Source organism: Micromonospora sp. WMMA1363 (genome assembly GCF_030345795.1).
Lineage (GTDB): Bacteria > Actinomycetota > Actinomycetes > Mycobacteriales > Micromonosporaceae > Micromonospora.
The window spans coordinates 1,593,677-1,613,643 of record NZ_JAUALB010000001.1 but is presented as its reverse complement, the minus strand read 5'-3'; the positions used below and the strand labels follow the sequence as shown (position 1 = coordinate 1,613,643).

Genomic DNA, 19,967 nt, shown 5'->3' with positions numbered 1-19,967 from the left:
CGTCATGAGCCACGACGACGTTGCCGGCCAGGTGCGCGCTGCGGCGGGCGGTGACCAGGCGGCATGGGATGCGTTGGTGCGCCGGTACGCCAGGCTGGTGTGGGCGGTGGCGCGCGGGTTCCGGCTCGGTGAAGCCGACGCCGCGGACGTCAGCCAGGCCACCTGGCTGCGGCTCGTGGAGAACCTCGGCCAACTCCGCAATCCCGCGTCGGTGGGGGCCTGGCTGGCGACCACCGCCCGCCGGGAGGCCCTCGCCCTGCTGCGCAGCCGGCGGGAGGTGCCGATGCCGGAGTCCGCGACGCCCGAGCCGGTCGACGACACACAGCCGGCGCCATGGCAGCGACTCGTTGCCGAGGAGACCGACGCCGAGCTGTGGCACGCGTTTCGTGGCCTGCCGGCCCGCTGCCAGGAACTGCTGCGGTTGCTGGTGCTCGAGCCGACGCAGAGCTACGCGGTCGCTGCGGCGGCGCTTTCGGTACCCATCGGCAGTCTCGGTCCCACCCGCGCTCGGTGCCTGGCCGCCCTCCGAGCTAGCCTGGGGGAGCCTGGGCCGAGGCAACGGACCAAAGAGGAACGTGCGGACGTATGAGTGACGACCGAGCGATCACATCCGACGACGATCTGCTCGTCCGGCTGGGCAACCTGCTGGCCGAGGTCGACCCGGTCCCGGCGCCGGTGCTGGCCTCCGCCATCGCGAGCTATGACTGGCGCACGCTCGACACCGAGCTCGCCCGACTGGTCGACGACAGCCCGTCCGCCGTGGCCGGGGTGCGCGGCGCAGGGGCACGGCTGCTCACCTTCCGGGCCGACATGTTGACCATCGAGGTCGAGATGTCCCGGATCCGTGACCGCCTGCGCATAGTCGGTCAGCTGGTGCCGCCGCAGCCCGCGCGGGTGCGGGTCGAGCAGCTGGACGCCGACGCCGGCACCGATGCCGACGTTTTGGGTCGCTTCATGCTGGAGAACGTGGCACCGGGACCGACCCGACTGGTGTGCACGCCGGGTGACGGTGGCCCGGCGGTGTTCACCGAGTGGACCGTGCTGTGAGGGAGTGACCCGCGATCACGCGATGGTCGCCGTGAGGTGGTCCACTGCGGATGCTCGGTGCATCCGCAGTGGACCACGCCCGGGGTCGAACCGGGGAGCTACGCTGTTCCGTGCTGGGCCCCTCGCGGAACAACCATGGACTGGATCTGTGGCAGCTTTGTCCAGTCACTGGTGATGATGCTGGCATTGGCGGCGGCCAGCAGAAGCAGCCGGTCCCGCGCTTCGTCCTCGGTGGGGTTGGTGCCGCTGATGGCCGGCTGGACCGCGTGGGCGCTGGTCATCACGAGCAGGTAGTTGTTGTCGGCGAACCAGGTGGTGTCGCGGTTGAGCCACCCGGAGGCTCCGCTGTCGAACACGACGAACCAGGGCCGGACGGTGGCGTCGTACCGGTCGCGGGGGTCGCCGCCGGAGGTTCCCATGGCGGTGGGAAAGATCTGCGCCTTGTCGATTTTTCCGGCTGCCGCGAGGTTGCGGAGGTGCCCCGCGTACTGCTCGTTGGTGGGCCACCAGTCGAATGGATTCCGGTTCTCCGCGGTGCCGGGGATGATGTTGAAAAGTACGCGTCCGGCGAGTTGCTCACGGGTGGGCCAGTTGCCCGCCCGGGCGGCTTGGTCGAGGGTCTGATACCAGCCTCCGCCGGGTTTGGCCAGGAGATCCGCCGGGCGGAAGACGCGGTCGCCGAGGTGACTGCGGATAAGGCTGTCTATCTGATCCGCGCCCATGCCAAAGGCGGTGGCGAGGCCCAGCTTCGGCTCAATTTTGATCATGAGTGGGCCGCTGTCGGGATGGGCGTCGAGCCAGACCCGGACGTTGTCCAGGCAGTCACTGAAGTGCTTGTTCCTGCTGCCGGTGTAGAGGTCGGCGAGGGTTGACCCGGTGGTGCAGTTGTTGTTGTTGCTCAGTGGCTCGTCGTGGCTGACCTTCCACTTCTGGGTGAAGATGTTCGGCCAGATGTCGATCTCGATCATGCTGGTGCCGGTGTCCAGTGCCGCAGCCAGATAGTCGAAGGACGTCTGCTCGTAGGTGTTGTGAATGCCGACAGTGGTGGCGGACGCGAGAGGCGTGTCGTTGGCCGGAGCGGCCACGGCTTGTTGGAGCGGCACCGCCAGGCTTGCGATCATGAGGGCGGCGACGGTCGACGCGCGACGTGCTAGCACTTATCCTCCTCGATGTTTCGGGACAGCCAAGGCTAGTGTGGCATCGATAAATATAAGTTAATAACAGGTCCAGACCAAGTGCCGTCTGATCGACCACCGGAGATCCGTGGCTGGTTGGCCGGCCATTGGTGGGCGCGAATCGTGCCGTCGCGGCCTCGGTCGGGGTGTCGACGCGGCGTGGCCGGTCCGGTGCGGATGACTGCCCTCAGGTGGGCGATGGCGGTGGGTTCGGGTGGCTGTCGGGCCGCCTCCCGGTGGCTGCCCGGGCTTGGCTTCCGTCGACGGGCGGTGGCGAGCGTGCGGGGCAGCGTTGACCGGTGCGGTGCCGCCACTCAGCTGGGCGCGACGGTGCCCGTCGCGGGGCATCGTGGCCTGCGTTACCTGATCGAAACATGGCGCTACCTAGCGGTAACAAGGCTCCCGTGGCAGATTGACGGGAATCACTGGCCGGTGCGCTTCATCCCCCCCGTCAGATCCAGAGCCCGGCAACCTCCGGCCTGGCTGAGTCGAGAGAGATCCCCCATGAGACGCTTCGTCCGCACTGTCCTCGTTGCCGCCCTGGTGGTGGCGGCGTCGCTGGTCGCCCCGTCGCCCGCGCACGCCGCGACCCGGAACCCTGTCATCTTCGTCCACGGGTTGAGCAGCTCCGCTAGTACCTGGAACACCTGGATCGGCAAGTTCAAGGCGGATGGCTACACGAGCTCCGAGCTGCACACCTGGTCCTATGACTGGAAGCAGTCCAACGCGACCACCGCCACGCAGCTCAAGACCAAGGTGCAGGAGGTGCTCGCGGCGACCGGCGCCGCCAAGGTCGACCTCGTTGCCCACTCGATGGGTGCCCTCAGCTCCCGCTGGTACCTGAAGTACGGCGGTGGGACATCCGCGGTGGACGACTTCGTCTCCGTCGCCGGCGTGAACCACGGAACCGACGTGGCCGTGTTCTGCGCCTTCTACACCTCCTGTAAGGAGATGGTTCTGGGCAGCAGCTTCCTCAAGACCCTCAACTCCGGCGACGAGACTCCCGGAAGCGTGGACTACGCCACCCTCTGGTCGACCTGCGATGCTTTGATCAACCCGGATGAGTCGGCGAAACTGGACGGCGCGGTCAACACGTCCGTGGGCTGCAAGGGGCACACCGACATGAACGACGACTCCGGGAACTACACCAAGGTCCGGGACTTCATCGCTTGACGGCCGGTGAGCAGGGACGACTCGGGTTGAGGACAACCGGAATGGGGAGCCTTCGACGTCGAGCGGTCCGTGCGTAGTCGGCAGTCTCTGCGGGCGGCTGTCGCATGTCGACACTCGTGCGGCAGCCGCGGCCAGGGGCCTGGATGATCGAGCGGTGGGCGGATGGAGAGCACCTCGCGCCGTCGGCGACACCACGCCGGATCGGCCTGGAAGCTCACCCTGGCGACGCGGCTGCCGGTGACTATGGATGGACGATCATTGACATCCGACCTGTAGTTCTCAGGTCGTGCCGGGGATCGACCGGCTCGTAGAACCGGAACGCCCGCGGCAGCCCTTGTCGGAGTACGCGGTCTCCAACTGACCGAACGTGATGTCGGCGGCGCGCAGCCGCTCGCTCACGTGTCGGACCATGTCGTGGGATTGTCGCGCATGATGATCAGGTCGCCGACGGCGGCAACGACGATCTCAGGGGCGGGGCTCACGCTTCGACGCTATATCGTCAGTCACGCTCAGCCGTCCGGTAGACCGTGACCTGTCTGTGCCCGAGCCCGTCGGCCCTGGTTCGGGGCGCTGTTCGCGTCGGAACACGCCATCCAGGCTTGGCTGCGACGAGTGCGCCTGGCCCGCGGGGTGCTTCTGGTCTGCGGCGTGGCCGCCAGTGGTCGCGCTTTGCACGGGTGGATCGCGCGGCGTCGACAACATCACGGACGGCGCGGCAGGCGTGTGTCGTCAGGCCGGTATCTGGTCGACCACTGCGGCGACCCGCTCGGAGAGGGGCTGGGTATGCTCGGCGAGCGCACTGGACGGGGAGATCGAGGTGGGCAGCCGTCGGCCAGCGGCGGTAACGCCGGTCGGAGGACGGGACCAATCGTCGACCGCTATCGGAGGGCACGTTCGTGGACGCTGACGCCATCGTCGTCGGAGCCGGTCTCGCCGGTCTGACCGCAGCCGCCGAGGTGGCCGATGCGGGCCGCACGGTGCTGCTGGTCGACCAGGAAGGTGAACAGAACCTGGGCGGCCAGGCGTTCTGGAGCCTGGGCGGGCTGTTCCTGGTCGACAGCCCCGAGCAACGGCGACTGGGGGTCACCGACTCGCTCGAACTGGCCCGGCAGGACTGGTTCGGCAGCGCCCAGTTCGACCGGGAGGAGGACCACTGGCCCCGAGCGTGGGCCGAGGCGTACCTGGAGTTCGCGGCCGGCGAGAAGCGGTCGTGGCTGCGGGGGATGGGACACCGCCTCTTCCCGGTCGTCGGCTGGGCCGAGCGCGGCGACGGCCGCGCCGGCGGACACGGCAACTCGGTTCCCCGGTTCCACATCACCTGGGGCACCGGGCCCGGCGTCGTGGCGCCGTTCGCGCGGCGGGTCCACGAGCACGCCGCCGCCGGGCGGATCCGGTTCGCGTTCCGGCACCCGGTCGACGAGTTGCTCGTCGAGGCTGGTGCCGTGGTCGGGGTGCGTGGCGTCGTGCTCGAACCCAGCACCGCCGAGCGCGGTCAGCGGAGCAGCCGCACCGTCATCGGTGACTTCGAGTCCCGCGCGCAGGCGGTCATCGTCACCAGCGGCGGCATCGGCGGCAATCACGACCTGGTCCGCGCGGCCTGGCCCGCCCGCCTCGGCACCCCGCCGAAGCGGATGGTCTCCGGCGTCCCCGCGCACGTCGACGGCCGGATGCTGGCCATCAGTCAACACGCCGGCGCCCGCGTCATCAATCCCGACCGGATGTGGCATTACGTCGAGGGCCTGCGTAACTGGAATCCGGTCTGGGACAACCACGGCATCCGCATCCTGCCCGGCCCCTCCTCGCTGTGGCTCGACGCCGCGGGCAACCGGCTGCCCGCCCCGTACTTCCCCGGGTTCGACACCCTCGGCACCCTGCGCCACCTCCGGCAGACCGGCTATGACTACTCCTGGTTCATCCTCACACAGAAGATCATCGAGAAGGAGTTCGCGCTCTCCGGGTCCGAGCAGAACCCCGACCTCACCGGCAAGGACCTGATGCTCCTGCTGTCCCGGGTCAGAGCCGGGGCCCCTGGCCCCGTCGAGGCGTTCAAGCAGCACGGCGAGGACTTCGTCGTTGCCGACACCCTCGAGGATCTGGTGATCGGCATGAACCGTCTCGCCGACCCGGAGGCGCCCGCCATTGCGCTCGAGCCGCTGCGTACCCTCATCGCCAACCGCGACCGGCAGCTCACCAACACGTTCAGCAAGGACGCGCAGGTCGTCGCGATCCGTTCCGCCCGCACGTACCGGGGCGACCGACTCATCCGCGTCGCCGCGCCGCACCGAATCCTCGACCCGAAGGCTGGGCCCCTCATCGCGGTCCGGCTCAACATTCTCTCTCGCAAGACCCTCGGTGGGCTCGAGACCGACCTCGATGGGCGCTGCCTGGCCGACGACGGCACCGTCGTTCCGGGCCTGTACGCCGCCGGCGAGGTCGCCGGGTTCGGCGGTGGCGGGATGATGGGCTACAACGCCCTCGAGGGCAGCTTCCTCGGTGGTTGTCTGTTCTCCGGCCGCGTCGCCGGTCGTGCGGTCCGATCCCAGGTGGGATGACCGGCTGGGCGCCGGTGTCCCTTCCCGTGCACCGAGCCGGTGATGTGTGACCGCTCGATCCGCGGGGCGGTAGACCGCCACGCCGTTGATCTGCGCCTCCATGCCGGCTTCGGCGGTTGGTCGAAGTCGAGCCGGTCCACGCCGGATCGGCTGGGCGTGGGGAACAACAGCTTTTCCCGATGCACGACAGAATTCACACCAGCCCCGCGAGTTCCACCGCCTATTCACGATCCAACCAAGCGCACCCCGTGAAGCAACCCAGGCTGATACGGTCAAACGAGACGAGCCAGCACTGCGGGAGTGCAATCCCTCAAAGGCGTTACAGCGTGCGTCTGTCGCCCGATTCGGCCAATAGGTGGCCGGATCGGCCTGCGTTCTGTTTCTCATTCCGGTGACTCGGGCGGTCCCGGCTGCCTGGGCCCTGCACGAAAGGGTCGGCTGTGAATAGACATCACTGGGCTGCGGTCAAGCGCACTATGGTGGTGGGTATCGGGTTACTGGTACCCGTGGCAATTATTGGTGCGGGCGTCACCCCGGCGGTGGCGCACGCGAAGGCGCGTGCCGTACCGGACACCGTCGTCGCCCCGGCACCGGCAAAGAGGTATGCCCTCCCGTTCAGCGGCGGGAGCGAGGTCGGGTTTCGTTCCGGTGCCCCGGCGGGCGACGTCGAGGGTCGTGAGCGGAAGCATCCTGATCATGACGGCGGTCAGGGGCGGAAGCGTCCCGATCGTGAGCCAGTCATCATCTCCACCGACATGACGATGGGACTGACCACGGGAAGGCGTAACGGTATCCTTCCGCTGGTTCCCGACATCGACGACTCCTACGCGATGGCCCTTGCTGTCGCGCACCACCTCGACGTTCGGGGTGTCGTCGTGACGATGGGAAACTCGATGGTCAGACCGTCGATGGTCACCGCCCGAGCCACGGTGAGGGCGCTCGGTGCCCACGTGCCCGTGGTCCAGGGAGCAGACGTCTGGCTGTCAGACCAACCGCAGGAAACCACGAGCGGGGCGGATCTCAAGGACACCTGTGTCAACGATGGCGTCCGATTCATGGCCAAGGAGTTGCGCAAGACCAGAGGATTGACGATCCTCGCCATCGGACCGCTGACCGACGTGGCCTGTCTCGCTATGAACTATCCGGCGGAGGCTACCCGCATCAAGCGGGTTGTCGCTCTGGTCGGCAGCAAGCCGACGACGCCGCTGGAACTATTCGGCCATCCGGTGGTGGACTTCAACTACATTATGGATCCACGAGCGGAAGCGGTGGTGCTCCAACAGACGTCGATCCCGTTCACCGCCATCAACTTTGAGTTGTCGTCCCTTGTGCCGGTCCCGTTGTCCCGGTTGCGGGCGCTGACCACCAGTCCGGACCCGCTCGCCCGGTTCTTCGGGCAGGCGTCACAGCCTTTTGTGGCCGAGTTGGCCGCGAACAACTTCCCGGGCTACCCCATCTTCGACGCGGCCGTCGTCTGGCACCTGATCCGACCCGAGGACCACGTCTGCGAGCAGGTCGGGTTCCGCCTGAAGACCGGATCACCGGCGATCACCCAACCCGGCGCCGACGACGTCACCGACTGGTTCGCCCCCGAATTCACCGACAGCCGGCAGGTCACCGCACGCACGGGGTTCACAAGCCCGCAGGCGGCGGCCGACTTCCAACACGCGGTCCTGGCGGCCGTTGGCGGGACCGCGTCACCAGAGGAGACCTCGCCGGCCGTGCCCGACAAGCGGCCGGCGGACGCCGAGTCGTAGGCAGCGCATCTCCATCGCTTCCTCGAATCTACCATCGCTCTTTCGAACAGCCCCAGAAGGTATCAGCGCGGACATCGCGCTGCCAGATCGTTGTCCCGGCACTGAAATCGTTGTCCCGGCACTGAAGGAGAAAGAAACAATGGAAACCACCACCCGACGAGATGTCCTGCGTGTTCTGGCAGTGGGTGCCGGCGTTGCCGGTGCTGCCACCATCTCGCCCGCCGCACTGGCGGCCTACGGCAGCGAAACTGCGCTACGCGCCCCGTTGGATGGGCGAAGTCGCTATCCGGACCCGGGGAAGCTGACCGGACGTCTGGTGTTTCCCGACGATGTCGACTACGACGCCGCCCGGCTCGGGTGGAATCGGCAGTTCAACCCCTATCCTCTTGTGATCGTCTTCTGCCAGAACGCCCAGGACGTGATCAACGCCATCACCTGGTGTCGTCGACACGACACGGCTTTCCGCGCTCGAGGTGGTCGTCACTGTTTGGAGGGGTGGTCGGCGGTGGACGGCGGCGTCATCATCGACGTCGGCGACATGCGGAGGATCGAGGTCGACACACGCGCGCGCCTGGCGACCGTGCAGACGGGTGTCACCCAGGACCAAATCGTCAAGGCGCTGGGAGAGCTGAACTTCGCCGTTCCCACCGGAGCCGAGGTCGGTGTCGGCGTGGCCGGCGTCACGCTGGGTGGCGGGATCGGCCAGCTCTGCCGGAGTCTCGGCGTGACCAGCGACAGTCTGACGGGGCTCGACATCGTTGTTCCCGACGGCGAGCGGAGTGCCCGGCTCATCCGCGCGGACGAAACGCAGCACTCCGACCTGCTGTGGGCCTCACGTGGGGGCGGCGGCGGCAACTTCGGCATCGCGACCAGCTACACCTTCCGCATTCATCCGGTCTCGGACGTCACGGTCTACCAGATAACGTGGGACGATTGGCGACACGTAGGCAAACTGTTCCGGATCTGGCAGGATATCGCACCCGCTGCCGACGACGGCTTCGGTTCCGTGTTCAACCCGAAGACCCGGGCGAACGGTCACATCTACTGCAGCGGCATCTATCGCGGGCCCGAATACAGGTTGCGAAGAATCATCCAGCCACTGATCGACGTCGGTAACCCGCAGGTCACCATGACGACCACGTCCTACCTGGAGGCGTGGAACCAACTCGCGGGAACCACAGACCTGCCAAGGAAGACTCACATTCCCTCGGCCTGGGTGTACGACCTGATCCCGGACGAGGGGATCGACACCATCCGCCGGTATCTCACCGAACTTCCCGGCCTCAACGGCGAGGTCTGGTGCTTGAACTGGGGCGGTGCGGTGGCCCGGGTGCCAACCGACGCCACCGCGTTCTTCCACCGGCGCCCGAAGTTCTACATGGAGTGGAGCGGGGACTGGGAAACCGACGCGGAACAGAAGACGGTCTACTCCTGGACGGAGCAGTTCCGGCGGGCACTCCTGCCCTACGTCAACGGCTCCTACGTCAACGTCCCGGACACCAGTATCAGCGACTGGGCCACCGCATACTACGGCGACAACTACGCCAGACTACGCCGGATCAAGTCCAAGTACGATCCGCACGAGTTCTTCCAATACGAACAGAGCATCCGACCGTACTGACGAGGGTGGGACACATTGCGACGTACGGGCGTCAGGGCCGACGCGCAGTGTGACGCAGGCGGCCCTGCTCTCCCGAACCGGGAGGGCAGGGCCGCCGCGCGTCGTCTGCTGCCAACCCCCTGTTGGTGTTGGCGCAGGCCGCCACCGCTGCTGTCGTGTGGCGGGACGGTCCCGGCCGGTCCCGGGGTCGGCGGCACCGCACCGATGTTCCTACCGGGGTGAATCCGCGTACGTCGGCGCGGTCGGCCTGCCGAGCAGGACGCCGAGCCACGGCCAGCGCGTCTCCAGGGCACGGGCCAGCGCGTAGTAGACGGCGACCGTCAAGGCCACCACACCGCTGGTGAACGCGGTCGAGGATTCGGTGCCGAGGACGATCCCGGCTTCGGAGGCGAGCCATGCCAGCAGGGCGCCGACGGCGACGGGAACCGCGGTACGGACCAGAGAGATCAGGTAGTCGTGCAACATGAGGGGCACCTCCTGGGGCGGGTGTGCTGGCTGCCACTGACAATCCCAATGATGCCCTTGTCGGGTTAACGTGGCTTATTTCTCGTTCATGTCCTTTCACGAGCATCGTGCACATGTGGTGGCCCATGGCAGCCACCCCAGCCCCGGTCGGCCCGGAGCCGTCGCTCCCTTCCCGCTCGGATCCGAGAACTCCCTGGTCAGCGACGGTGAGACGCACGGCGTGTGGCGGGGCGGTTGGCCTTGCGATGGTGTCCTACACCGCCAGGTACTGGTTCGTACCCGGCTTCGGGCTCGTCCGGCAGGAGACGACCACCGCCGGGCCGACCCTGGTCAGCGAGCTTGTCACCTCCTCCGTCGCCGCTTCGTGACCGTTGCACGGCAGGGCATGGACGCGCTGACGAGCGCCAGCACCAGTCAGGCCAGGGCAGCCGCCGCGATCAGCGCCGGCTCCCACCCTCGGCGCAGCAGATGTCGGTGCAGCCCGGCCCGCAACCGCACCCGGGCGTCTCCACGTTCGGGCTGGTGGGGGCGGCGCAGTCGCCGCACTGCTTGCCGCGCCACGCTTCGGCCCCTTCCCGGCCGGCGACGGCGGCGATGACCAGACCGGCGACCGGGTCGGCCCAGGACCAACCGAGCAGCGCGTTGAGGACCAGCCCAACGAGCAGGATGACGGACAGCCAGGTGCAGAGCAGGGTTTGGGTGGAGTCGGCGACGACGGTGGCTGAGCCGAGCTCCCGACCGGTGCGGCGCTTCAGGTAGACCAGCAGCGGCATCACCATCACCGATACGGCGGCGACACCGATGCCGACCGGCGATGGCTCGGCTTCGCCTCGGTTGAGCAGGGCCCGTACGGCATCGACGCCGATCCAAGCGGCGAGGGCGAAGAACGAAACGGCGATCAGCCGTAGCGCGAGCCGTTCCCGGGCCTCGGGAACCCGGGACCGGAACTGCCAGATCACCACCAGGGCGGACGAGACCTCGATGAAGGAGTCCAGGCCGAAGCCGAGTAATGCGGTCGACGAGGCCGCCGCCCCGGCCGCGACGGCAACGGCACCTTCGACCAGGTTGTATCCGGCGGTGGCGTAGGCCAGGTGCAGGCTGCGTCGGTTGAGCTGGGCCCGCCGCTGCGGCCCCAGCGACGCGGTCGCGGTGGTCACCGGGTCGCCGTCTCGGCCGGAGCGCCGTGGGTCGGGCAGAGGGCGACAGCGGAGCCGGTCGCGGCCAGGACACCTTCGGCGGCCCGGAGCAGGTCCATCAACTCCGGGCGGGTCAGCGAGTAGAACGACTGCCGTCCCTCGACCCGGTAGTCGATCAGGCCGCAGTCACGCAGGCAGGCCAGGTGCTTGGACACCGTCGACTGGGCCAGCCCGAGCTCACTGGTCAGGTCCACCACCCGTGCCTCGCCAGTTGCGAGTGTTCGCACGATCCGCAGTCGCGTCTCGTCGGCCAGGGACCGGAACAGTGCGACGGCCGGCGTCACCCCGGCCGCGATGTTCGCGGTGACGCACATTCCATCAGTCATCGCCATCCAGTGATGATAGCCCGAAGTGACGATGGAATGTCCAGTCTTGGCGCCCGTGGTGGGTGCGGACACCGTCGACGGCACCATCGACCACACCCACAACACAACGCGGTGCGCGAGCGGATCCGCGCCGTGGAAGACGGCTACCGGCAGCCACCACGACGTGGTGTCCGCACCGGAATCAGCTCATTCGAGCGTTTCTTCGTACTGATGCCTATGTATCCCGTATGTGGGGTGTTTCACTTTGCCCTGGTGGTCTGTTGGCTGGGTGGATGGCCGGCGACTGGGGGCTCGTTCATGGGGCGTTCGATCGGAGTGAGGTGTTCGTGGTGCGTGACGGAGAGCAGAAGTCCGTGGTGCGGCAGCCGGGTAGCCGGTGGCGGTTGGTGTGGTGGTGGCGACCCCCGCGGGGTTGGTGGTCGCGGGGGCTGCTGACCTTGCCGTGTCGGGGGCGCGGGCGGCGGCGGGGTGTTCGTCAACGAGGGCGCTGCCGGCAACCAGGTGGCCATTCGGCACACCGAAATCTCCCGCAACCGGGCTCTCGGCGCCGGAGCGGTGGCCGGCGGCGTCTACAGCGGCGCCAACAACGTCCTGGTGCTCGGCGATGTCAAGATCACCAAGAACGGCTCTGCCGAGCCGCCTGGTGGTGTCTACAACGCCGGCACCGTGACCGCGGTCGGCAAGGCGCTCATCGTGGACAACTCGCCCACCAACTGCGTCGGTAGCCCGAACCCGGTGCCCACCTGCTTCGGCTGACCCACCCGGGCCGAATCACCGGCCGGCGGCCCTTCGCGACCATCTCTGGCACTGCCCGAGGCCGGTCCCGGAGGGCCGCCCAGTCGTATTTCGTGGCTGGAGCAACTGGCTGCGCGTGGGTGCTGCGGCCAACCCCGCACGAGTCGTGACTGGACGGTCACGGTAGCCTGATCGCTGTCGGTGCTCGGGGGAGGTGCTGCGGCGTGGTGGATCAGCCTGGTGGGCTGTTGCGCCGGCTGCGGATCCAGGCGGGGTTGACGCAGGAGCAGCTGGCGGAGCGGTCCGGGGTGAGCGTTCGGACGATCCGTCGACTGGAGACCGCGAAGACGGTTGATCACCGGCTGGGAACGGTGAGCCTGTTGGCTGATGCCCTGGAGCTCCCGTCTTCGGACCGTCAGCTGTTGGCGGCCACGATCGCGAAGACGGACGGATCGGCGGTCGCCCGACCCGACCGGGTGGTTGCGGATGTGCCAGTGCCGGTTCGTGGGTCGGTTGTGCCGCTGCCGAACCGGGCTGCTGTTTCGTCGGCGGTGCCCACCGTGCTCGCCGCGGCCGACGAGTTGGCGCGGGAAGTCAGACGTCGGTGGCAGGGTGAGGAAGAGCAGGGTCAGGTCCACGATCCGTTTCCACTGCCGGTGCGGTGGCAGGAGGCGTCCGCTGATCTGACGGATCATTCGGAGAACATTCAGCGCCTCCCGCCGGGGGGCGCCGCGGCTCACCTGGACCTGAGTGGTGATGTGCGCAGCGTCGCCGAGGTCTACCGGAGGATCCCGTCCGGGCGGTTGGTGATCCTCGGCCGGGCGGGCTCGGGCAAGTCCGTCCTGACGGTCAGGTTCGTTCTGGATTTTCTCGCGGCCTCCGCCGGCCCAGACCGAGTGCCGGTGATCTTCAGCGTCGGATCCTGGGACGCGACGACCACCACGTTGCGGGATTGGCTGATCGGTCGGCTGCTGCGCGATCATCCGCATCTGGCCCGCAGGGCCGCCGGCGGGCCGACACTGGCCGCCGCGTTGGTCGACGCCGGCCTCATCCTGCCCGTGCTGGACGGGTTCGACGAGATCGCCGAGGGCCTGCGGCGGCAGGCGCTCGACGCGCTCAACGCGACCTCGCTGCCGCTCATCTTGACCAGCCGGCACGCCGAGTACGCCGAGGCGGTGCACGCCGCAGGTCGGCCCCTGAACTGGGCGGCCGGCATCGAGCTTGCCGAGCTGACCCTCGACGACCTCACGGCCTACCTGCCCCGAACCGTTCGGCGGGTCACCGACGACACCGGCCGTCACATGACCGTGTGGGATCCGGTCCTGGCGCAACTGCGAACCCAGGAGTCCCAGGCGAGTGTGAACCTCGCCAGGGCGCTGACCACCCCGTTGATGGTCATCCTGGCGCGAACGATGTACAGCGAAACGCCGGACACCGATCCGGCCGAACTGCTGGACAGCACCCGCTTTCCCACCTCGGATTCCCTCGAGGAACACCTGTTGGCGGGTTTCGTGTCGGCTGTCTATTGGTCACGCCCCGCCGAGCGGAACCCCGGCGGTTCCCGGCGCCGGCGGCGCGACTGGGACCCGCGGCGTGCCGAGCGCTGGCTCGGCTACCTCGCTCACCACCTGGTACGAAACGGCCGGGAGCGACGGGACCTCGCCTGGTGGCAGCTCAGCAACTCGCTACGACGATCGACGCGGATCACGACGGTCATGCTGGTATCCGCGCTGTGTATCACCGTGTCGACCTGGTTGGTCGGACTGCTCGCTGCTCCGGTCAGCCCCGAACAGGTCCTCGCGCAAGGGGCCATGCTGGGACCAGCCGCCGGCCTCGCCTTCGGAACCGTCTACGCAGTGCTGACCGCCCTCGGCGGCAGGTTCGAGCCGACCCGTGTGCGGATACGGTCGCACCGTCGACGCGCCGGCTTCGCCCACACCCCGATCCGCACGTTCACCGCCCGGTTCGCCGTCGTGCTGCTCGGTGGAGCGGTGATGGGGGTCGGCTACGCATCGGCCATCACCGTCGAACGCGCGTTGTACTGGCCGACTGCGCTCGCGAGCCCTGAGGTGATCAGGAGCACGCTCATCAACATGCTGATCTTCGGACTGATCTTCGGTACGGCCACCGGAGTGGTCTTCGGGCTCATCGCCGCCCTCGAAACACCCGTGGATGTGTCCTGCGCCGCCACCCCGGTCAGCCTCCTGTCCGCCAACCGCACGATGGCGAACCAACAGATCCTCATCCTGGCACCCGCGCTCGCCCTGGCGATCACCTTCGGCGGGCGCCTGGTCATCGACCTGTTCCAGGGAGTCGTCGGGCCACTGAGCTGGAACCTGCCGGACGCGCTCCGTATCGGAACTGCCGGAGGGCTAGGCGGCGCGCTCTCGTACGTGCTCTGTTTCACCGTGTGGGGGCAGTGGACGATCCTGTCCCGCGTGTGGCTCCCGCTCACCGGCCGGCTGCCCTGGCACATCGTCGCCTTTCTCGACGACGCCTACCACCGAGGCGTGTTCCGCCAAACCGGCGCCGTCTACCAATTCCGCCACGCCCGTCTCCAGCATCACCTCAGCCACTCGTTCTCGCAGCAGCGGCACAAGACCGGGCCGGGACGGCCACCGGAGCTCGCGCTACGACGACCACTGCGCGGCCGCGAAGAACCCCGCCACGAGGATGAGGAGGCGCACTGGTTGTCGCTGACGCCGCACAGGTCATGAGACCAAGCTAGTGCCGGCGGCCGCCGGGACGGCAGCTGTCCCGGCCGTGGTTGGTGTAGACGTCGACCAGGGTGGTCACGAGCGCGGCGATGATGAACGCCGCGATCATCAGCAGCGCCACCCGAAACGCCGCCAGCCAGTTGCCGCCCGTTCGGTCCACGGTCACGAACAGCGCGGTGCTGACGCCGATCGTCCCGGCCGAGCTTCCGAGTCGCGACCCGGTCTGCAACATCCCGGCGGCGCTGCCGGCCTGTGTTTCCGGCACCTGCGACATGGTTATCGTCTGGTTCGGGACGACGGTCAGGCTGCTGCCGGCACCGCTGAGGACAAAGCCCCCGCCGAGGCCGGCGATGAGCAGCGGCAGGGCGGCCGAGTGCGGGCTGTCGAAGGTCGGCAGGAAGACATCACCGACTACGACCGCCGCCAACCCGACCAGGACCATCAGCAGTCCGAGAACGACCGCCCGGCGACCCACCCGCCCGACCACGCGGCCCCCGATGAGCGACCCCGCAGCCGAGCCAACGGCAATCGGTGTCATCACGAGACCGGCGGTGAACGGTTCGTGGTTCACGCCGTTCTGCAGGTACAGCGCCATGACGTAGAAGAGCGCGTCGTAGGCACCGAACAGCAGCGCGATGAGGGTGCCCAGGCCGTACGAGCGGATCCGCAGCAGGCCCAGGTCGAACAGCGGCGAACCGTGTCTCGCTCGCCGACGCTCCCAGAACACGAAGCCGGCGAGGACGACAAGGCCGATCGGGCCGAGCACCCACAGGGTGGAGGTGCGCGACTCGTCCTCCACCATCGCCGCCCACAGCGTGGCCACGCCGACGATGAGCAAGACGATGCCTACCAGGTCTATCTCGCGCCACCAGGAACGATCCGGGGCCGTCGACGACGTTGGCATCAGGGACCATCCCAGGCCGGCCGCCAGGAGTGCGATAGGGGCGGTCACGGCGAACACCAGCCGCCAGCCGATCTCCGCCCCGACGTCGACCAGCAGTCCGCCCAGGATCGGGCCCGACCCGATGGCGAGGGCGAACGCCACCCCGAGCAGGCCGTAGGGGCGGCCCCTCTCCTCGTTGGTGAATTGCTGCTGGATCAACCCGTAGATCTGGGGGATCGCCGCCCCGAGCGCACCGCCCTGCACCACCACCGCGGTCAGCAGCCAGGGCGTCACCGGGGCGAGACCGGCAGCGACGCCGGCCACACCGAACAGCACGAGCCCACCCACGAAGACCCTGCGCCGCCCGCACACGTCACCGAGCCGGCCACCGGGTACCTGTAGCAGTCCGAACGTCAGGGCGTAGCCGGCGACGAGCCACTCCTGCTCGTCGTCGTCGGCGCCGAGAGTCCGGGCGATCTCGGGCACCGCGATGATCAGCATCGAGCCGGTGACGACCGCCAGAAAGACGGCCATCTGGCCGACGCCCACCACCGCCCACCGCCGGGTCGGCCTTCCGGCCCGTACGCTGTCCACCGCGCGCCTCCGTCCGGGCCGGCAAGTCGTCCTGACCGGTGCCCGGCACCGCCCACGAGAACGTCGGATGGACCCGGGCCGCCGGATCAGCCCCCGATTACGCCGCCTGCCGCACAGCTGCTCTACACCCGTCACCACGGACCACGGCCGTGCGAAACCCTGTGCGGACGGGCGGCTACTACCCACCAGGTCACGGATCATGCGTCGACGGACGGGTATCCGAGTGGCCAGGGTTTCCAGCCGACCACGGCGACGTCGGTGCCCGACGAGGACCGTGGGACCCGACGGTGCTCCCGGAGCATCGCCGGCCGGCGGCGGACCCAGGCGACCCGGCGACGGTGGTGGTCGCACCGCGCATAAAGATCGAGTTCAGGGCGCGAACGAGCATGTCCGGGCGGGTGTCACCGATCGTTCGGTGCGCTGTCGCACGCTCGAGAAGCGATCATCTCACCCACGCGTGCCCTGCTTGTCGAAACTGCCTCACTTGGGGTGCAAGGTGAAGTAACTTCTCCCTGTGTTCAACCGTGTACCGCAACTCCGATCCGAGTGAAAGGAACGACCATGCGTACCTCTGGAATCTTTCGCCTTGGTGCATCGATCTGCTTCGCCGGCGCCGCCGCTCTGACTCCGACGGCGGCGGCTGCCCACGCCGGCCCTTCCCACGATGACGGCCCTGCGTCGGCTGCCTACGGCAACCGTCCCGAATTCGAGGACGGCAAGCATTCACGCCCAGTTCACTCGCCACGCTTCAAGCGCATCGAACTGACGACCGAAACGACCAGCAGGTACAACGACATCGGGCCGGATGGGCCCACTCCTGGCGACGTGACCCTGTCCACCGGCTATCTGTTGAAGGGCGGCGAGAGGGTCGGTAGGTTCGGCAACCAATGCGTCTTCCTCATGGCGAGTGCGGAACAGACGGAACAGACGCTCCAATGTCAGGAAACCTGGTCCCTCGACGGTGTCGGTGAGTTGACCTCCCAGGCCCTGACCGTTCAGTCGGCCATGCCCGGTCCGCGAACGTGGACGTCGGTGATCAACAACGGGAGCAAGCGATTCTTCGGGGCGTCGGGTATTGTGGTGACCGAAAAGGAGTCCGAGATGTCGACCTCCGACGACATCACCATCTACCTGGTAGACAAGAGTCACCCGAAGACTCGGGAGTGGTGAATCCCATCACGATGGCTCCAGCGGGTATCGCACTGCCGCGAAGTAGGGCGGTGAACGATGGGGAGGGCCGGGATGGGGGTCGTATCCGCTGATGGAGAGCACCGCTGACCGCCGCGTCCGTTGCGGCGCCCCGACCAGCAGGACGAGTGGAACCAGAAACACCACCACGACGAGTGACGTCGTGGGCGCCACGAGCAGGGCGAGCCAGCGCTAGCGCTTCGTCCGGCCGGGCGTGGCCATCCCGCCCACGCGGGAGGCAGGTAGCACAAGCGGTTCGACGTCGCGTGGAGTCAGCTCGAGCAGCAGCCGGGTGTTACGGGCTCCGATCAGTGCGGATCCGATCCCCGACGGACGCGACGTCGAACCGCTGTGCGGATGGATGCGGGGCGACCAATCTCGCCACCATGGCGGCCACGTCCGCTCCGGTCGGAGCGCGCACCACCGATCTCCCGGCCTCGACCACATCGGCCAACGCGCCGGGCAACTCCGCCGCGGTGGCCACGTATTGGGTCAGTCCGTGCCGGTCGAGAATTGCGGCGTTGGCCCGCCCATGACCGGGAATCGGGCGGTAGGTGACCGTGGGCAGGCCGGCGGCCAGAGACTCCTGGCAGGTCAGCCCGCCCGCGTTCTCGACCACAACGTCCGAGGCCCGCATCAGGGTCGGCATGTCGGTCACCCACCCGAACACGTGCCCCGGATATCCGCGTAGCCGTCGACGCAACGCCTCGTTGCGTCCGCACACCACCACCGGCCGGACACATCCGCTGGCGAGCACCTCTGCCGCCGTGCGCTCGACCTGTCCGACGCCCCACGACCCGGCCACGATCAGCGCAAGCCGGTCTTTCTCCGGCAATCCGAACCGGCGGCGTGCCTCAGCCTTGCTCAGCCGGCTCGACCGGACGAACGGTGGTGCCACAAGTGAGTCGACCACCTGCACCGGTCGCGCTCCCAACGGCTCGGCCTGAGCTCGGACCGCCTCGTGTATGACGCAGTAGACGTCGATACCCGGTGCCACCCACGCCGGGTGGAGCGCGAAGTCGGTCACATAGGTGAGCACACCCGCCGACAGGCGTCCGTCTCGGCGCAGCGGTCCCACCAACTGGTTGGCGAACGGAAACGTGGTGACCACCGCCAGGGTGTCGGCCGGCAGCCTGGCCAGGAGCCGCTGGCGAGCGGGACGGAGCACCGCGCCGATCGCCCGGGCCGGCGACTGGGACCAACCGGTCAGCGCGAACAGCGCCTTGTAGCCGAGCGGAAACCAGCGCAGCAGGGACCGGTACGCCTCCCGCGTCATCGTCGGTAGCGGACCGGGCAGCAGCGACAGGACGTTCAGCCGCTCGACCCGCAGCCCGTACCCGGTCAACCGGCGAGTCAGCTCCGCGGCGGCGGCATCGTGGCCGGCGCCGATATCCGCCGACAACACCACCACCCGGCCGCTACCACCCGCCACGGGATCGGCAGTCGGGCAACCAACCAGCGCCGAAACATCACCGACATCCGACCATCGGCCCCAGGCTGTCGTCCCGGGATGCGCTGTCACCTTGGGGTCCGAGCGCTCCATCCCGCGCCGTTACCCAGATGCCTCGGGATTATTCCTCGCCTCGGTGACATCGAGGCTGTTCCTGGTCGCGACCCTCACCTGGTGAGTCGTCATGCTCGCCCAACGAGCCCACCGTCAGGTGCCGGTCGTGCGCCCAGGCGAGCAGCAACGGAAGGGCGCCCAGGGTGGCCTGCCACGCGCCCGGGTGTGACTCGCAGTCGGAGTCGTGCAACAACACGGTCCCTCCGCCGGAGAGCGAGCTCGTCGTTGTCCGGTAGACCGAAGCCGGTGTGGCCCCTGCCCTCCAGTCACGTCCCCACGCCGTCCACAGCCGGGGCGTCAGGTACAGACGCCGACAGGCGGCCAGGGCGCCTACCGTCAACACTCCGTAGGGTGGCCGGTACCAGACGGGCACGCTGCCGGTGATCTCGGCGATTCGCTCCCGGGTTCGGGCGATGTCGTCGTAGGCGGCCGAGGGCGGACGCAGCAACAGGTTTCGGTGCTCCCACCCGTGTACCGCCATCTCGTGCCCGGCCGCCACGATCTCCCGGCCCAGCCCGGGATCGCGGTCGAGCATGTGACCAAGAACGAAGAACGTCGCCCGGACGCGCGCGGCGGCGAGTAGTCGCAGGAACCGCGGTGTGGATGCCCGATCAGGTCCATCGTCGAAGGTCAGTGCGACGTGGCTGGTCCGACCGAGCCCGGCTAGTGCGGGAAACACCCGTTGCCGCACCGCCGGTACGGACGCCACCGCCGGGACGGCGTTTGCCAGGAATCCCACCGTGGCCAGGACGAGCGCCGGGCGTAGCAGGCCCGACCGCGCGACCACTCGGTTGACACCACCTGTAGGCGGCCCGACGACACGGACACCGTCCGGCACCGCCGCCGGCCCCTGGCCGGTCAGCCTGCCACGATGGTCGCGGCGCCCGTCACGCACCGGCACATGCCGCAGCCTACCGCCGACCAGGTGCGCCACGGATCGGGATCGGTGAGGTGCCGAGTGTGGCGGCGCGGGT

The 19,967-nt window shown here is 68.3% G+C and carries 16 protein-coding genes and 2 pseudogenes; 10 read left to right on the top strand and 8 right to left on the bottom strand.

The features are described 5' to 3' along the window. The first annotated feature begins 4 nt into the window (after positions 1-4). Both QTQ03_RS07475 and QTQ03_RS07470 read left to right on the top strand, forming a co-directional pair. A complete protein-coding gene (locus QTQ03_RS07475) occupies positions 5-589 on the top strand; it encodes an RNA polymerase sigma factor (protein ID WP_289277354.1) in 585 nt (194 codons plus the stop codon). After that, the gene (locus QTQ03_RS07470; RefSeq protein WP_289277353.1) at positions 586-1,047 is read left to right on the top strand and encodes a hypothetical protein; all 462 of its coding nucleotides are present in this window, start codon (positions 586-588) and stop codon (positions 1,045-1,047) included. Before QTQ03_RS07475 ends, QTQ03_RS07470 begins: the two co-directional genes overlap by 4 nt. A gap of 98 nt (positions 1,048-1,145) precedes the next feature. Here the strand turns inward: QTQ03_RS07470 and QTQ03_RS07465 are convergent, their stop codons facing one another. After that, complete coding sequence (locus QTQ03_RS07465; protein ID WP_289280725.1) at positions 1,146-2,168, bottom strand: phosphatidylinositol-specific phospholipase C domain-containing protein; 1,023 nt, start codon at positions 2,166-2,168, stop codon at positions 1,146-1,148. 558 nt (positions 2,169-2,726) lie between these two features. On the opposite strand from QTQ03_RS07465, the gene QTQ03_RS07460 reads away from it, so the two are divergent. Continuing rightward, entirely contained in the window at positions 2,727-3,395 is a 669-nt protein-coding gene (locus QTQ03_RS07460; RefSeq protein ID WP_289277352.1) for an esterase/lipase family protein, read from the top strand. 312 nt (positions 3,396-3,707) lie between these two features. Here QTQ03_RS07460 and QTQ03_RS07455 read toward each other — a convergent pair. Continuing rightward, a pseudogene (locus QTQ03_RS07455) lies at positions 3,708-3,826 on the bottom strand (CapA family protein); the annotation flags it as partial. 465 nt (positions 3,827-4,291) lie between these two features. On the opposite strand from QTQ03_RS07455, the gene QTQ03_RS07450 reads away from it, so the two are divergent. From QTQ03_RS07450 to QTQ03_RS07440, 3 genes are all read left to right on the top strand, one after another. Then, the gene (locus QTQ03_RS07450; RefSeq protein WP_289277351.1) at positions 4,292-5,947 is read left to right on the top strand and encodes an FAD-binding dehydrogenase; all 1,656 of its coding nucleotides are present in this window, start codon (positions 4,292-4,294) and stop codon (positions 5,945-5,947) included. 755 nt (positions 5,948-6,702) lie between these two features. Then, positions 6,703-7,704: a nucleoside hydrolase gene (locus QTQ03_RS07445; protein WP_289277350.1), complete on the top strand. Its 1,002-nt coding sequence runs from the start codon at positions 6,703-6,705 to the stop codon at positions 7,702-7,704. A 139-nt stretch (positions 7,705-7,843) separates the two neighbouring features. Further along, positions 7,844-9,325, top strand: coding sequence for an FAD-binding oxidoreductase (locus tag QTQ03_RS07440; RefSeq protein WP_289277349.1), 1,482 nt, complete (start codon positions 7,844-7,846; stop codon positions 9,323-9,325). A gap of 210 nt (positions 9,326-9,535) precedes the next feature. Here the strand turns inward: QTQ03_RS07440 and QTQ03_RS07435 are convergent, their stop codons facing one another. Then, the gene (locus QTQ03_RS07435) at positions 9,536-9,790 is read right to left on the bottom strand and encodes a hypothetical protein (RefSeq protein WP_289277348.1); all 255 of its coding nucleotides are present in this window, start codon (positions 9,788-9,790) and stop codon (positions 9,536-9,538) included. A 245-nt stretch (positions 9,791-10,035) separates the two neighbouring features. Between QTQ03_RS07435 and QTQ03_RS07430 the strand changes: the two genes are divergently transcribed. Then, positions 10,036-10,158, top strand: a complete 123-nt coding sequence (locus QTQ03_RS07430; protein WP_289277347.1) for a hypothetical protein — start codon at positions 10,036-10,038, stop codon at positions 10,156-10,158. A gap of 69 nt (positions 10,159-10,227) precedes the next feature. On the opposite strand, the gene QTQ03_RS07425 is transcribed toward QTQ03_RS07430, so the two are convergent. Together QTQ03_RS07425 and QTQ03_RS07420 are read right to left on the bottom strand one after the other, a co-directional pair. Continuing rightward, positions 10,228-10,947 (bottom strand): cation diffusion facilitator family transporter, encoded by a 720-nt coding sequence (locus QTQ03_RS07425; protein WP_289277346.1) that lies wholly within the window; start codon positions 10,945-10,947, stop codon positions 10,228-10,230. Then, positions 10,944-11,318 carry an ArsR/SmtB family transcription factor gene (locus tag QTQ03_RS07420; RefSeq protein ID WP_289277345.1) on the bottom strand — a complete coding sequence of 125 codons (375 nt, stop codon included), beginning with the start codon at positions 11,316-11,318 and terminating at the stop codon, positions 10,944-10,946. Before QTQ03_RS07420 ends, QTQ03_RS07425 begins: the two co-directional genes overlap by 4 nt. 462 nt (positions 11,319-11,780) lie before the next feature. Here QTQ03_RS07420 and QTQ03_RS07415 point away from each other — a divergent pair, with 462 nt between their 5' ends. Together QTQ03_RS07415 and QTQ03_RS07410 are read left to right on the top strand one after the other, a co-directional pair. Further along, entirely contained in the window at positions 11,781-12,068 is a 288-nt protein-coding gene (locus tag QTQ03_RS07415; protein WP_289277344.1) for a hypothetical protein, read from the top strand. A gap of 203 nt (positions 12,069-12,271) precedes the next feature. Continuing rightward, positions 12,272-14,650, top strand: a pseudogene (locus QTQ03_RS07410) (helix-turn-helix domain-containing protein); the annotation flags it as partial. 121 nt (positions 14,651-14,771) lie between these two features. Here the strand turns inward: QTQ03_RS07410 and QTQ03_RS07405 are convergent. Next, entirely contained in the window at positions 14,772-16,181 is a 1,410-nt protein-coding gene (locus QTQ03_RS07405) for an MFS transporter (RefSeq protein ID WP_289280724.1), read from the bottom strand. 606 nt (positions 16,182-16,787) lie between these two features. On the opposite strand from QTQ03_RS07405, the gene QTQ03_RS07400 reads away from it, so the two are divergent. Next, positions 16,788-17,411 (top strand): hypothetical protein, encoded by a 624-nt coding sequence (locus QTQ03_RS07400; RefSeq protein ID WP_289277343.1) that lies wholly within the window; start codon positions 16,788-16,790, stop codon positions 17,409-17,411. Between the two features lie 313 nt (positions 17,412-17,724). On the opposite strand, the gene QTQ03_RS07395 is transcribed toward QTQ03_RS07400, so the two are convergent. Both QTQ03_RS07395 and QTQ03_RS07390 read right to left on the bottom strand, forming a co-directional pair. Further along, the gene (locus QTQ03_RS07395) at positions 17,725-18,861 is read right to left on the bottom strand and encodes an MGDG synthase family glycosyltransferase (RefSeq protein ID WP_289277342.1); all 1,137 of its coding nucleotides are present in this window, start codon (positions 18,859-18,861) and stop codon (positions 17,725-17,727) included. A 139-nt stretch (positions 18,862-19,000) separates the two neighbouring features. Continuing rightward, positions 19,001-19,780 carry a polysaccharide deacetylase family protein gene (locus tag QTQ03_RS07390; RefSeq protein ID WP_289277341.1) on the bottom strand — a complete coding sequence of 260 codons (780 nt, stop codon included), beginning with the start codon at positions 19,778-19,780 and terminating at the stop codon, positions 19,001-19,003. Between the last annotated feature and the right edge of the window lie 187 nt (positions 19,781-19,967).